Annotated in this window: 13 protein-coding genes; 6 read left to right on the top strand and 7 right to left on the bottom strand. The window is 73.2% G+C overall.

Annotated features, from left to right (window positions below):
* Positions 1-74 precede the first annotated feature (74 nt).
* On the bottom strand, positions 75-638 hold the full coding sequence (locus A5700_RS09085; RefSeq protein ID WP_068069562.1) for a TIGR00730 family Rossman fold protein: 564 nt from the start codon (positions 636-638) through the stop codon (positions 75-77).
* An 88-nt stretch (positions 639-726) separates the two neighbouring features.
* Between A5700_RS09085 and A5700_RS09080 the strand changes: the two genes are divergently transcribed.
* On the top strand, positions 727-2,856 hold the full coding sequence (locus tag A5700_RS09080) for an AAA family ATPase (RefSeq protein ID WP_068204639.1): 2,130 nt from the start codon (positions 727-729) through the stop codon (positions 2,854-2,856).
* A 7-nt stretch (positions 2,857-2,863) separates the two neighbouring features.
* On the opposite strand, the gene dapE is transcribed toward A5700_RS09080, so the two are convergent.
* From dapE to A5700_RS09065, 3 genes are read right to left on the bottom strand one after another with little or no spacing between them, the layout of a single operon-like run.
* Positions 2,864-3,928 carry a succinyl-diaminopimelate desuccinylase gene (gene dapE, locus A5700_RS09075; RefSeq protein ID WP_068069558.1) on the bottom strand — a complete coding sequence of 355 codons (1,065 nt, stop codon included), beginning with the start codon at positions 3,926-3,928 and terminating at the stop codon, positions 2,864-2,866.
* Between the two features lie 37 nt (positions 3,929-3,965).
* Entirely contained in the window at positions 3,966-5,078 is a 1,113-nt protein-coding gene (locus tag A5700_RS09070; RefSeq protein ID WP_068069555.1) for a PPE family protein, read from the bottom strand.
* 25 nt (positions 5,079-5,103) lie between these two features.
* Positions 5,104-5,940 carry a PE domain-containing protein gene (locus A5700_RS09065; protein WP_068204636.1) on the bottom strand — a complete coding sequence of 279 codons (837 nt, stop codon included), beginning with the start codon at positions 5,938-5,940 and terminating at the stop codon, positions 5,104-5,106.
* A 185-nt stretch (positions 5,941-6,125) separates the two neighbouring features.
* Between A5700_RS09065 and dapD the strand changes: the two genes are divergently transcribed.
* Complete coding sequence (dapD, locus tag A5700_RS09060; RefSeq protein ID WP_156671150.1) at positions 6,126-7,082, top strand: 2,3,4,5-tetrahydropyridine-2,6-dicarboxylate N-succinyltransferase; 957 nt, start codon at positions 6,126-6,128, stop codon at positions 7,080-7,082.
* 6 nt (positions 7,083-7,088) lie between these two features.
* On the opposite strand, the gene A5700_RS09055 is transcribed toward dapD, so the two are convergent.
* From A5700_RS09055 to A5700_RS09045, 3 genes are all read right to left on the bottom strand, one after another.
* Positions 7,089-8,384, bottom strand: coding sequence for an MFS transporter (locus tag A5700_RS09055; RefSeq protein WP_068069549.1), 1,296 nt, complete (start codon positions 8,382-8,384; stop codon positions 7,089-7,091).
* A gap of 257 nt (positions 8,385-8,641) precedes the next feature.
* On the bottom strand, positions 8,642-10,057 hold the full coding sequence (locus A5700_RS09050) for an acyl-CoA synthetase (RefSeq protein ID WP_068069546.1): 1,416 nt from the start codon (positions 10,055-10,057) through the stop codon (positions 8,642-8,644).
* A gap of 26 nt (positions 10,058-10,083) precedes the next feature.
* Entirely contained in the window at positions 10,084-10,992 is a 909-nt protein-coding gene (locus tag A5700_RS09045) for an alpha/beta fold hydrolase (RefSeq protein WP_068069544.1), read from the bottom strand.
* A gap of 257 nt (positions 10,993-11,249) precedes the next feature.
* Between A5700_RS09045 and A5700_RS09040 the strand changes: the two genes are divergently transcribed.
* Genes A5700_RS09040 through A5700_RS09025 form a run of 4 tightly spaced genes read left to right on the top strand, consistent with a single transcriptional unit; the run spans position 11,250 to position 13,736 of the window.
* Positions 11,250-11,717 (top strand): MaoC family dehydratase N-terminal domain-containing protein, encoded by a 468-nt coding sequence (locus A5700_RS09040; RefSeq protein ID WP_369828253.1) that lies wholly within the window; start codon positions 11,250-11,252, stop codon positions 11,715-11,717.
* Positions 11,717-12,127 carry a Zn-ribbon domain-containing OB-fold protein gene (locus A5700_RS09035; RefSeq protein WP_068069540.1) on the top strand — a complete coding sequence of 137 codons (411 nt, stop codon included), beginning with the start codon at positions 11,717-11,719 and terminating at the stop codon, positions 12,125-12,127. Before A5700_RS09040 ends, A5700_RS09035 begins: the two co-directional genes overlap by 1 nt.
* Positions 12,124-12,573, top strand: a complete 450-nt coding sequence (locus tag A5700_RS09030; protein WP_068069538.1) for a MaoC family dehydratase — start codon at positions 12,124-12,126, stop codon at positions 12,571-12,573. The genes A5700_RS09035 and A5700_RS09030 overlap by 4 nt, the downstream gene beginning before the upstream one ends.
* A complete protein-coding gene (locus A5700_RS09025) occupies positions 12,570-13,736 on the top strand; it encodes a lipid-transfer protein (RefSeq protein WP_068069536.1) in 1,167 nt (388 codons plus the stop codon). The genes A5700_RS09030 and A5700_RS09025 overlap by 4 nt, the downstream gene beginning before the upstream one ends.
* Positions 13,737-13,744: the final 8 nt, after the last annotated feature.

The raw sequence follows: 13,744 nt of genomic DNA, 5'->3' as shown, positions 1-13,744 counted from the left end.
GATCCCCTCGATTCGTCAGAAGAATGTCAAGCTCGGCGGACAGCCTAATAGGGGCGCCGGGGGACGTCGCCCGATCAGCCGGGTGCGCACGCGTCGAGCGCCGCCCGCACCTTGTCGACGAGCACCAACCGGTCCATCGCCCGCGGGGAGATGTAGCCGCCGTCGCGCAGCCCGCGCAGCCAGGTCCACAGGCCCTCGTAGTGCCCCGCGGGGTCGAGCAGCACGACGGGTTTGCCGTGCAGCCCGAGGTATCCGGTGGTCCAGGCGTCGAACAGTTCGTCGAGGGTGCCGACGCCGCCGGGCAGCACGATGAAGGCGTTGGAGCGGTCCTCCATGACCTGCTTGCGCTCGTGCATGGTCTGGCTGACGATCAACTCGTGGGCGTCGGTGTCGGCGACCTCGCGGCGCATCAGGATCTGCGGGATGACGCCGACGGTGCGGCCGCCGCGGGAGCGCGCGGCGCTGGCCACCGCGCCCATGGCCGATACCTTGCCGCCGCCCCACACCAGCGTCCAGCCCCGCTCGGCGATGGCCTCGCCGAGTTCGGCGGCCAGGGCCAGCAATTCGGGATGCTGGGGGCCCGACGCGCAGTAGACACACACCGCCCAGCCGCCCGAGGAATCGCCGTCCCGCCGCATAGTCGCCAAAGGTAGACCACCGCGATACGGCCCGTCGTATCTGGGGCTTTCGCCCTGCGGGCGGCGCCGTCGGCACTAAAATCCGGCGGTGCCGATTCGCTGGAATGTGCCCGAGCAGGCGGCCGCGTTGGACCGGCTGAACGCCACCCTGGGCGACGCGCGCCCGGCCGGCGCGGTAGTCCTGGGACCCGACGGCTGCGGTAAGTCCACGCTGGCCCGGTTGGCCGCCGAGCGGTTCGCCGGCGGCCGGCCCGGCACGGTCACCCGCTGGGTCACCGGCACGCCGACCGAGCGCGCGGTGCCGTTCGGGGCGTTCAGCCACCTGGTGCGCATCGCCGACCTCGGCAAGCCGGCCGCGTTGCTGCGCGCGGCCCGCGCGTCGCTGGGCGGTGACGAGCTGCTGCTGATCGTCGACGACGCCCAGCACCTCGACGTGTTGTCGGCGACGCTGGTGTACCAGCTGGCGCTGGCCGGCACGGTGCGGATGGTGGTCACCGCGCGCGCCGACTCCGCCCCCGACGCCGTCGCCGCGCTCTGGGCCGACGGGTTGCTCACCCGGATTGACGTCGACGCGCCGGCCACGTCCGCCCCGCCGTCGCCCGACGCCTTCCTCGCCGAGTTGCCCGCGCCGGCCCGGTCGGTGCTGGACTACCTCGCAATTGCCGAACCGTTACCGCAGGCCACGCTGACCGCGCTGGTGGGCGACGGCGCGGTCGCCCAGGCGGTCGAGTGGGGCGCCGCCGAAACCCGGGTCCGCGGCGGGGCCTCGCAAGACCCGGTGGTCTACACCGCGCACCCGGTCTTCGCCGACCGCGCGCGGGCGGCGCTGGGTTTCGACGAGGCCCGGCAACGGCGCACCGACCTGCTCGGCCTGTGGGCGCAGCGACCGCCCGATCACCTGAGCGACCGGCTGCGGCTGGCGGTGCTGGCGCTGGACAGCGCGACCCCCCAGCGGGCCACGGAGGTCGTCGCCGCCGCACGCGACGCGTTGCGGTTGGGTGACCTGACGCTGGGCGAGCGGCTGGCCCGGTCGGCGCTGGAGCGCTCCGGCGGGCTGACGGCCCGGCTGGCGCTGGCCCACGCGCTGGCGTGGCAGGGCCGGGGCCGCGAGGCCGACGCGGTGCTGGGCGAGGTCGACTCCACCGCGCTGACCGAGACGGCGCTGCTGGATTGGGCGCTGCTGCGGGCGGCCAACCAGTTCTGGATGCTCAGCGAGCCGGAGCGGGCCACCGCTTTTTTGCAGACGGTCCGCAACCGGGTCGGTGACGGCGGGGCGCGCACCACGCTCGACGCGCTGAGCGCGACGTTCGCCATGAACGCCGGCAACGTCGCGCACGCCGTGCGCGTCGGCGGCCAGGTGTTGGCGTCGCCGGCGGCCGACGATCAGGCGGTGGCGTGGGCGGCCAGCGCCGCCGCGCTGTGCGCGGCGCGGCAGGGCCGCTTCGACGACGTGGAGCCGTTGGCGCGGCGGGCCTTCGCCGCCGAGCATCCCGGGCTGCTGCGGTTCACGGTCGGGCTCGGGCAGACCACCGCCCTGTTGATGACGGGCCGGCTGGACGCGGCGGCGGCGCTGGCGCAGCAGTTCACCGACTTCGCCGAATCGCAGCAGCCGGGGCGCGCGATCGGCGAGGTGCTGCTGGCGCACGTGTTGATCGCGGCCGGCGAGTTCGACCGCGCCGTCGCGCTGCTCGAGCCGGCGGCGTCGACGCTGCAACGCACCGGCTACTCGTGGGGCCCCCTGTCGCTGATGCTGCTGGCCACCGCGCTGGCGCAGCTCGGTGACACCGCCGCCGCGGCGAAGGCGTTGAGCCGTGCCGAATCCCGGCACGGCACCAAGTCGGCGCTGTTCGCCCCGGAGCTGGGCCTGGCGCGCGCCTGGCGGCTGGCGTCGATGCGCGACCGGCACGGCGCGGTGTCGGCCGCCCGCGACGCCGCCCGGATGGCCGAGCGCGGCGGGCAGCTGGCCGCGGCGCTGCGCGCCTGGCACGAAGCCGTCCGGCTCGGCGACACCCGGGCCGCCGAGCCGTTGGCCCGGCTGTGTGCCGAGATCGACTGCGCGACGGGGCGCGTCGCGCTGGCGCACGCCCGCGCGCTGGCCGCCGGCGACGACGCGGCGCTGCTGGCCGCCGCGGCCGAGCTGGCGGCGCTCGGCATGCACGCCGCCGCGACCGACGCCGCCGCGCAGGCGCGGGGCGCGCCGATCGGGCGACCGGGCTAGGCCGCGCTCAGCCGGTCAGGTAGTCGCGCAGCATGTCCACGGCCGCGGTGATGTTGGCGACCGGGACCCGCTCGTCGCGCTTGTGGGCCAGGTTCGGATCGCCGGGCCCGAAATTGACCGCGGGCACCCCGCGGGCGGCGAACCGCGACACGTCGGTCCACCCGTACTTGGCCCGGACCTGGCCGCCGGCGGCCTCGACCAACGCCTTGGCGGCGGGCTGGGACAGACCGGGCAGCGCCCCGGCCGCGGCGTCGGCCAGCTCGATCTGCACGTCGAGACCGTCGAACACCTCGCGGACGTGCTGCAGCGCGTCGGCGACCGACCGGTCGGGGGCGAAGCGGAAGTTGACCGTCACCGACGCGGCGTCGGGAATGACGTTGCCGGCCACGCCGCCGTCGATGCGCACCGCGGACAGGCCCTCGCGGTAGGCGCAGCCGTCGATGTCGACGGTGCGCGCGCTGTAGGCGGCCAACCGGTCCAACACCCCGCCCAGCTTGTGAATGGCGTTGTCGCCCAACCATGATCGGGCCGAGTGGGCGCGGGTGCCGGCGGCGCTGACGACGACGCGCAGCGTGCCCTGGCAGCCGGCTTCGATGTAGCCGCCGGTGGGTTCACCCAGGATGGCGACGTCGGCGGCCAGCCAGTCCGGCAGCTCCCGCTCGATGCGGCCCAAACCGTTGGCGGCGGCGTCGATTTCCTCGCAGTCGTAGAACACCAGCGTCAGGTCGTGGGCCGGCTCGGCGACCGTGGCCGCCAGGTGCAGGAAGACGGCGTCCCCGGATTTCATGTCGGCGGTGCCGCAGCCGTACAGGTCGCCGCCGTCGCGCCGGCTGGGCAGGTTGCCGGCCACCGGGACGGTGTCGAGGTGCCCGGCGAGCAGCACCCGCGATCCCAGCCGCCGGTGGGTCCGCGCCAGCACCGCGTTGCCGTTGCGGACGATCTCGAATCCCGACGTCTGGGCGCGCAACGCCGCCTCCACCTCGTCGGCCAGGCGCGCCTCGTCCCGCGATTCGCTCGGGATGTCGACCAGCGCCGCGGTCAGCGCGATCGGATCCCCGCCCAAGTCCAGCACGAACCTGAGGGTAATCGCTGCGGCGGTGCGTGCCGCGCTAGACGAACACCTGCGGCGGCATCACCTTGGGCTTGACGCCGTACCGCGGCCCCACGCCGTAGCCGCCGCGCCCGGCCGAGGCCACCGCCGGCATGCCCGTCGCCCAGGTGGTCTGCGGTTCCCCGTCGAGGGGCGCGGCCCATTCCGAACCGGCCAGCGTCGGTGGTGGGGCGGCCGGGGTTGCCGCCGACCAGGCGGCCGGCACCCGCAGCGCGCCGATCGCGTTCGCCGAGCCCAGACCCGCCAGCACCGGGGTGGCCGCGGAGCCGGCCGGGGCCCCCGCGGCCAGCAGAGCGCCCGCGCCGCCCAGCCCGCCGGCCACCGCCGCCGCGGGCACGGCCGTGTCCACGGTGTGCTGGTAGAGCACCCCGGACACGATGGCGTTGAACACGTTCCACGACACATCGTCGAACGCGGCGTTGCCGACGTTGGAGACCACCGAGTTGCCGAGGATGTCGTCCAGCGGGGTCGCGGTCGGATCCGCCAGCGACTGCACCAGGTCGGGCGCGTTGGACACGGCTTGGTGCAACCCGTTCGTCGTGGCCGCGGCCGCCGACGCCGGCGCCAAACCTCCGGCCTGGTCGGTGGCCGGGGGCGGCGCCGTGAGCGGGCTCAGCCGCGCGGCGGCCGCCGACGCCGCCGCGTAGCCGTACATGGCGGCGGCGTCGGCGGCCCACATCTCGCCGTATTGCGCCTCGGTGGCGGCGATGGCCGCGGTGTTCTGCCCGAGCACGTTGGTGGCGAGCAGCGCGGCGAGTTGGGCCCGGTTGGCGGCGACGACGGCCGGCGGCACCGTCATCGCGAACGCCGCCTCGTAGGCCGCCGCCGACGCCATGGCCTGGGCGGCGGCGTGCTCGAGTTCACCCGCGGTGGTGCGCAGCCACGTCAGGTACGGCTCGACGGCGCTCGCCATCGCGGCCGACGACGGCCCGATCCACTCGTCGCCGGTGAGGTTCGCGATCGCCGACTGACTGCCCAGGGCGGTGCTGTTCAGCTCGTCGGCGAGTGCGCCGAACGCCGCCGCGGCGGCCAGCATCGGCCCGGCGCCGGCGCCGGTGTACATGCGCAGGGAATTGGTCTCGGGCGGCAGCGCCCCGAAGTCGAAAGCCATTGCTCTGCTCCTGTTCGGCGGGTTGTCAGACGGCGGGCTTGGGCATGACGGTGGGCTTGACGCCGTAGCGCGGCGCGCCGAGGCCGGAGCCGCCGCGGCCGGTGCTGGCCATCGCGGGCAACCCAGCGGGGACGGCGCCGACGGGTGCGGCGGGCGGCGCGGCGGCGCTGTGGCCGGTCAGCTGCACCGGCGCGGTGCTGGCCGCGGGGACCCCACCGGCCGCCCAGCCGGGAGGCACCGACAACGCGCCGATCGACGGGCCCCCGCCCACGTTCGCGAGCACCCCGGGCGCGGCGCCCGGGGCCGCCGGCGGCGCGGCCGCAGCCACCGGCACCGCGGCACCGGCGTCGGCGGTGACGGCCGCGGAGGTGCTGAACAGGCCGGCGCCCGGGGCGAATTGGCCGGCCCCCAGCGAGATGAAGTCCGACGCCGCGGCGCCGACGTTCTGGCCCCATTCGATGGTGGTGCCCAGCGCGGCGCCCGTGTCGGACGACGGGTCGGCCGCCGCCGCGGCGGCGGCCCTGGGCAGGGCAGCGGCGCTGGTGGTCACCTGGTTGGCGGCCTCGGTGTCGCCGTACGAACCGGCGTTGCTGGTGAGCGTGCTGACCAGCGATTGGTGCACCGCTTTGGCCTGCGCGCTGACCTGCTGGTACCAGGTGCCGTAGGCGGAGAACTGCGCGGCCTGCAGCGCCGACACCTCGTCGGCGGCCGCCGGCGCGATGCTCGTGGTCGCGGCGGCGGCCGCCGCATCCTGGGCGGCCAGCGCCGAACCGAGACCGTCGAGCGCGCCGGCCGCGGCCAGCAGCGCCTCGGGTCGGATGGTGACAAAGGACGTGGTGACAAGGGACGTGGTAACGGACATCGTGTGCTCCTCCGGTGATCGAGCGGCCTCGACGGGCCGGCGGAGGGATCAGCGGCGGGCCCACGACGTGACCTGCCTCACCCCCGAGCGCCCGCGTACCCGGAAATCCGCCGTTAACGCCGCCGTTACGGGTGCGGCGTCGTCGGGGCCGGGCGGGTCCCGCACGGTCGTCCGGGGGCGATAACCTGACCGCCGTGACTGGAGCTGCGGTGGGTGTGGGGCTGGCGACGCTGGCGTCGGATGGATCGATCCTCGACACGTGGTTTCCGGCACCGGAACTCACCGACTCCGGGACGTCCGGCACGTCGCGGCTGGCGCTGTCCGACGTTGCGCCGGAGCTGGCCGCGTTGGTCGGCCGCGACGACGACCGCGGCACGGAGACCATCGCGGTCCGCACGGTCATCGGCTCGCTCGACGACGTCGCCGCCGACGCGCACGACGCCTACCTGAGGCTGCACCTGCTGTCGCACCGGCTGGTGGCGCCCCACGGGCTGAATGCCGGCGGCTTGTTCTCGGTGCTGACCAACGTGGTCTGGACCAACCGCGGGCCGTGCGCCATCGAGGGCTTCGAGGCGGTCCGGGCGCGGCTGCGCCGGCACGGGCCGGTGACGGTGTACGGGGTCGACAAGTTCCCGCGGATGGTCGACTACGTGCTACCGACCGGGGTGCGCATCGCCGACGCCGACCGGGTGCGCCTCGGCGCGCACCTGGCGCCGGGCACGACGGTCATGCACGAAGGCTTCGTCAACTACAACGCCGGCACGCTGGGCGCGTCGATGGTGGAGGGCCGCATCTCGGCCGGCGTCGTGGTCGGCGACGGCTCGGACGTCGGGGGCGGCGCGTCCATCATGGGCACCCTGTCCGGCGGCGGCACCGAGGTGATCTCGATCGGCAAGCGCTGCCTGCTGGGCGCCAACGCGGGGCTGGGCATCTCGCTGGGCGACGACTGCGTCGTCGAGGCCGGCTTGTACGTCACCGCCGGCACCAAGGTCGCCACGCCCGACGGTCAGGTGCTCAAGGCCCGCGACCTCTCCGGCGGCAACCACCTGCTGTTCCGGCGCAACTCGGTGAGCGGGGCGGTCGAGGTGGTCCCGCGCGGCGGGCAGGGCATCGCCCTCAACGAGGACCTGCACGCCAACTGACGGCCCCTATAGCCGCGCGGGCTGCTTGGGCGCCGCGCGGCCGCTGCGCAGCGTCGTGCCCCTGGTCTCGGGCAGCAGGTAGATGGACACGAAACTGGCCAGCACCAGGGCGGCCATCATCAGCCCGATCGCCCAACTGCCGTAGCTCGCCAGCAGCGGGCCCGCGAGCAGCGGCGGCACGGCCGCGCCGAGGATGCCGGCCAGGTTCATCGCCACCGCCGCGCCGCTGTAGCGGTACCGGGTGGCGAACAGCTCGGGCACGAACGCCCCGGACGGCCCGTTGGCGACGGCCGCGGCGGCGAACATGCCCAGGACGGCGACCGCGTAGAGCACCGGCTTGCCGGTGTCCATCAACGGGACGACCAGGAACGCCCAGGGCAGGCACGCCGACAGGCCCACCAGCATCACGCGACGGCGTCCCACCCGGTCCGACACCCACGCCGAGACGGACACGAACACGATGCTGGTCAGCCCGCCCAGCGCGCCGACCCCCCAGATGAAGGCGCGCGAATAGCCGAGGTGGTTGTGGGCGTACATCACGAGGAACGTGTTGCCCAGGTAGACGAAGCCCATGCCGCCCAGGAAGCTGCCCGCGACCAGCAGGATCTCGCGCCGCTGCAGCCGGAACAGCTCGGCCAGGGGCGCCTTGGGCACCAGGTCGCGGGCTTTCTCCTCCACGAAGACGGGGGTCTCCTCGATGTTGAGCCGCACGTACAGCGCGATGGCGATCAGCCCGCTGCTGATCAGGAACGGCACCCGCCAGCCCCATTCCATGAAGGCGGGGCTCTTCTCGCCCATGGTCACGTTGACGGCCAGGAAGGTCAGGCTGGCCAGCACGCCCGCGGTGCCGCCGCCCAGCGAGGTGAACATGCCGTACCAGCCGCGGCGGCCGACCGGCGCGTACTCGGCGCTCAGCAGCACCGAACCGGCCCACTCGCCGCCGACCGCGAACCCCTGCAGCAGCCGCAGCACGATCAGGATCAACGGCGCCGCGACGCCGATCGACGCGGTGCCGGGCACCAGGCCCACGCTCACCGTCGACGCGCCCATGATCAGCAGCGTGGCGACCAGCGTCTTCTTTCGGCCCAGCCGGTCCCCGAAGTACCCGAAGACGGCGGCGCCGAGCGGCCGGGACACGAACGCCGTCGCGAACGTGGCCAGCGACGCCAGGGTCGCCACCGCCGGGCTCAGACGCGGGAAGAACACCGTCGGGAACACCAGCGCCGCCGCGGTGCCGTAGATCAGGAAGTCGTAGAACTCGATCGCCGACCCCACCAGGCAGGCGGCGGCCACCCGCCGCATCGGTGTCGGCCGCGGACCGGCGGCGCTCGTCGGGGCCGAGCCATCCGGCCGCCTCAGCTGTGTCACGTGTCATCCTCGAAGAACGGGTGTCCGGTCGGACTCGGACGTCGTGCAGGTCCACAACGAAGCTATGCGAACGCGGGGCCGCACGCTTGTCCAGAATGCTGGCAATCTGCTGCGTGTCGGGCAGCGCGGCCGCTGACCGGGAGTTTTGTGCCGCCGTCGTGACGCAATTGAGACGTGGCGGCACCCCCGCGTTAGCCGTCGGCTAGCAGCTGCTTCTTGAGGACCTTGCCCATCGCGTTGCGGGGCAGCGCGTCGACGACGCGCACCTCCCGCGGCCGCTTGTGCACCGAAAGCTGCTGCGCCACATGGTCGATCAGCTCGTCGGGCTGGGCCGAGCCGACGACGAACGCGACGATGCGCTGGCCCAGGTCCTCGTCGGGCATCCCGATGACCGCGGCCTCGGCCACCCCCGGGTGCCCGAGCAGCGCGGTCTCGATCTCCCCGGCGCCGACGCGGTAGCCGCCGGACTTGATGAGGTCGACCGACTCGCGGCCCACGATGCGGTGCATGCCGCCGCCGTCGACGACCGCGACGTCGCCGGTGCGGTACCAGCCGTCGGCGTCGAACGCCGCGGCCGTGGCCTCGGGCCGGTTCAGGTAGCCGTCGAACATCGTCGGCCCGCGCACCTCCAACTTGCCGACGGTCTCGCCGTCGTCGGGCACCGGCGCGCCGCCGTCATCGAGCAGCCGGGTCTGCACGCCCGCCAACGGCAACCCCACCCAGCCGGCGCGCCGCTCGCCGTCCGCCCGGGTGGAGATGGTGATCAGCGACTCCGAGGCGCCGTACCGTTCGATGGGCTGGTGCCCGGTCAGCGCCTCGAGCCGATCGAACACCGGCACCGGCAGCGGCGCGCTGCCCGAGACCAGCAGCCGCGCCGGGCGCAGCGCGCGGGCGGCGGCCTCGTCGGCCACCACCCGCGACCACACGGTGGGCACCGCGAAGAACAGCGTCCCGCCGAGGTCCTCGGCGGCCTGCGCGTAGGCCTCCGGCTTGGGCCTGCCGGTGTGCACGAAGCGGTTGCCGATCCGCAGCGACCCCAGCAGCCCGAGCACCAGGCCGTGGATGTGGAACAGCGGCAGCCCGTGCACCAGCACGTCGTCGGCCGTCCACTGCCAGGCCTGCGCCAGCGCGTCCAGGTCGGCGGCGATCGCCCGCCGGCTCACCACCACGCCCTTCGGCGGCCCGGTGGTCCCGGAGGTGTAGATCACCATCGCGGTGGCCTCGGGCGGCGGCTCGGGATAGCGGTGCCAGGACCGGGCGTGCGCGCGAACGGGGATGTGCGGCAACCCCTCCCGCTCGTCGGGGACCGGCCCGAGCCACGCCTGCGCCCCGGAATCGGAGAGCATGTGCCGGCGCTCGGCCGCCCCGACGTCGGAGGGCACCGGGACGAACGGCACCCCGGCGATGAGGCAGCCGGTGACCGCGAGGACGGTCTGCGCGGTCGGGGTGGCCAGGATCGCGACGCGCCCCGCGCCGGCGACCCGCTCGGCCACCGAGGTGGCGCCGCCGACCAGATCGCTGCGGCTCAACACGGCGCCGTCGATGCGCACCGCATCGGGAATATCGGTCGCGGCGACCGCCGCGGGATTCAGAGACTCCAGCAGCACGACTGCAGGGTACCGCCCCTAGAAAGTCAGACCTGCTCGTCCCAGATCTTCATCAGCAGGGACAGGATCTCCTCGCCGCGGCCCAGCCCTCCGAGGTGACTCTCGCCCGGCAGCACGAACAATTCCGCGTCGGGCAACAGCTGCACCACGTGCTCGCCGTGGGAGAACGGGACGATGTGGTCGCTGTCGCCGTGCCACCAGCGGACCGGCACCCGCACCTCGTCGAGCCGGAACCCCCAGTCCTGGGTGAACAGGATGATGTCGTTGAAGGGGGCCGCGAGCTGCTTGCGGCTGCCGTTGAGCAGGTCGTCGAGGAACATGGCACCGAATTCCGGCCGGGTCAGCAAGCGCCGGTCCCCCTCGGGCGAGACCGCGGCGTAGAGGTAGAGGGCGGTGTTCGCGACGGGGCGGATGGCGCGGACCATCAGGCTGGCCCCGATGCGCAGGGGATCTCCGCCCAGCCGCAGCAGCGGCGCGGCCCGTTTGCCGAGATTCATCAGCCCGCTGGTGATGCCCTCGTCGCCGAGGAACGGCGCCACGCCGCCGAGGATGCCGGCCGCGACCACCCGGTCGGACAAGGCCGCGGCCGACGCGAGCGCGTACGGGCCGCCCCCGGACAGGCCGATGACGGCCAGCCGGTCGATGCCGAGGGTGTCCGCGATCGTCGCCAGGTCGTCGGCGAAGGCCCGGATGTTGGGGTACCGGTGCGGGGTCGACGAGCCGATCCCCGGACGGTCGAGGCCGATCAGGCGGATGCCGTGATCCTTGGCGTACACGCGGGCCTCGGTGGGAATTTGGCGGCGCGCGCCGGGCGTGCCGTGCAGCCAGAAGACTGCCCGCCCGTGCGGGTCGCCGAACTCGGCGAAGCCGATCTGGCGATCCTCACCGACGGCGACGTTGCCTTCGAGTTTGGGGCGGGCGATCTCCATGACCATGTCAGCAGCTTGGCATGTGACGGCGTGTTTACGAAAGGCTCACCGCGCGGGTCGGGCGGGCGGCGGCGGGTTAGCTGCGCATTGACACGGGCTGGCGCCGCGGAGTAGGCACAACGGGGCATCGTCGGGTCGCCGATCCCGCGCCGCGGCACATCAGGAGGGTCAGGTTGGTGGCAGGCTCCGACACCGATTCCGCGTTTCACGCGAAGCTGCGCGCGCTGGTCGGGCAGCACACCGGCGGCACCGGAAGGCCGACGGTGGCCCCGGATCCGGTAAACCAGCCGATGATTCGGCATTGGGCCCACGCGCTGGACGACATGAATCCCGTCTACCTGGAACCGGAGTTCGCCGAGGCGTCGCGGTTCGGCGGGATCGTGTCGCCGCCGGTGATGCTGCAGACCTGGACCATGCCGTCGCCCAAGCTCGACGGCATCAAGGAACGCGGCGGCGCCCCGATCGAGGTCGAGGGCAACCCGACGGCGTTCCTCGACGAGGCGGGCTACACCAGCACCGTGGCGACCAACTCGGAGTTCGAGATCGAGCGCTACCCCCGGCTGGGCGACGTGATCAGCGCGACGTCGGTGTTCGAAAGCGTCTCCGAGGAGAAAAAGACCGCGCTGGGCGCGGGCTACTTCCTGACCTGGGTCCTGACCTATTCCGATCAGCACGGCGAGGTGCTGGGCCGGCAGCGGTTCCGGGTGCTGCGCTTCCGGCCGGCGAACTGATGGCGGCCCGACTGGCGCCGGCCGTCAGCCCGGACACCGAATTCTTCTGGAACGGGTTGCGCGACAACAAGCTTCTGATCCAACGTTGTGACGGTTGCGGGGCGCTGCGCAACCCGCCACGGCCGATGTGCCCACACTGCCGGTCCCTGGCCTGGACCGCGATCGAGTCGTCGGGGCGCGGCACCGTGTACAGCCACGTGGTCCCGCTGGAACCGAAATTCCCGTTCTTCGACTACCCCTACGTCGTGGTGCTGGTCGAGCTCGACGAGGGCGTCCGGCTGGTCTCGAACCTATGCGGGGTCGACCCGGCCGCGGTCACGCCCGGGATGCCGGTGGAGGTCTTCTTCGAGCAATTCGACGACGGTCTCGTGCTGCACCAGTTCCGGCCCGCGCCCGAAGGACGCCCATGACCGCCCGCACCACCCTGCGCTGGGCCGACATCGCGGTCGGCGACCAGGTCACCCCGCTCGAAATACCGGTCACCACAACGCTGATCGTCGCCGGCGCGATCGCCACCCGCGACTTCATGCCAGTGCACCACGACCGCGACTACGCCAACCAGCAGGGCTCGCCCAACCTGTTCATGAACATCCTGACCACCAACGGCTACTGCGTGCGGTTCCTCACCGACTGGGCCGGGCCCGAGGCGATGGTCAAGAACCTGTCGATCCGGCTGGGCGTGCCGTGCTATCCCGACGACCCGCTGCGCTTCGCCGGTGCCGTCACGGGCAAGACGGCGGGATGCGGGGGCGAGAACTTCGTCGAGGTCGCCTTCGCCGGCGCCAACAGCCTCGGCAACCACGTGTCCGGCACCGCGGTCCTGAGCCTGCTCGACGCGGCAGGCTCCACAGCGTGAGCGCCCTGCCCGGCCACTGCGCCATCGCCGGCATCGGCCAGACCGAGTTCTCCAAGGAATCGGGGCGCAGCGAGCTGCAATTGGCTTGCGAGGCAGTCAGTTCCGCGCTCGACGACGCCGGCTTGTCCCCGTCCGACGTGGACGGCATGGTCACGTTCACCATGGATTCCAGCGACGAGATCGACGTCGCCCGCAACGTGGGCATCGGCGACCTGTCGTTCTTCTCCCGGGTGCCGCACGGCGGCGGGGCGGCGGCCGGTACCGTGCTGCACGCCGCGACGGCGATCGCCGCCGGCGTCGCCGACGTGGTGGTGTGCTGGCGCGCGTTCAACGAGCGGTCTGGTTTCCGGTTCGGCGGCAGCGGGCGCAGCATGGCTGAAACCCCGCTGTTCATGGCGCATTACGCGCCGTTCGGGTTGCTGACGCCGGCGGCGTGGGTGGCGCTGCACGCCCAGCGTTACATGTCGACCTACGGCGTCACCAACGCCGACTTTGGCAGGATCGCGGTCGTCGACCGCCACCACGCCGCCACCAACCCCGACGCCTGGTTCTATCGGCGGCCCATCACGCTCGACGACCACCAGCAATCCCGCTGGATCGTCGCGCCCGTGCTGCGGCTGCTCGACTGCTGCCAGGAAAGCGACGGCGGGGTCGCTCTCGTCGTCACCAGCGCCGAACGCGCCCGCGACCTGCGCCAGCCGCCGGCGGTCATCACCGCGGCCGCGCAGGGCGCAGCGCGCGAGGGCGAGATGATGACCAGCTACTACCGCGACGACATCACCGGGCTGCCGGAGATGGGCGTCGTCGCCCGACGGCTGTGGCGGGACTCCGGCCTCACCCCCGCCGACATCCAAACCGCCTTCATCTACGACCATTTCACGCCGTTCGTGTTCACCCAGCTCGAGGAGCTCGGGTTCTGCGGTCGCGGGGAGGCGAAGGACTTCGCGACCGTCGAGCGGCTGTCACTGGGCGGCGACTTGCCGATCAACACCAACGGCGGGCTGTTGGGCGAGGCCTACATCCACGGCATGAACGGCATCACCGAGGGGGTCCGCCAAATCCGCGGGACGTCGCACAACCAGGTGGACCACGTCGAGCACGTGCTGGTCACGTCGGGCACCGGCGTGCCCACGAGCGGGTTGATCCTGGCGCCGGCGGGGTGAGGTGGCGG

Source organism: Mycobacterium sp. E1214 (assembly GCF_001666755.1).
Lineage (GTDB): Bacteria > Actinomycetota > Actinomycetes > Mycobacteriales > Mycobacteriaceae > Mycobacterium.
The sequence above is the reverse complement of the archived record's forward strand: the minus strand, read 5'-3'. Positions and strand labels throughout refer to the sequence as shown.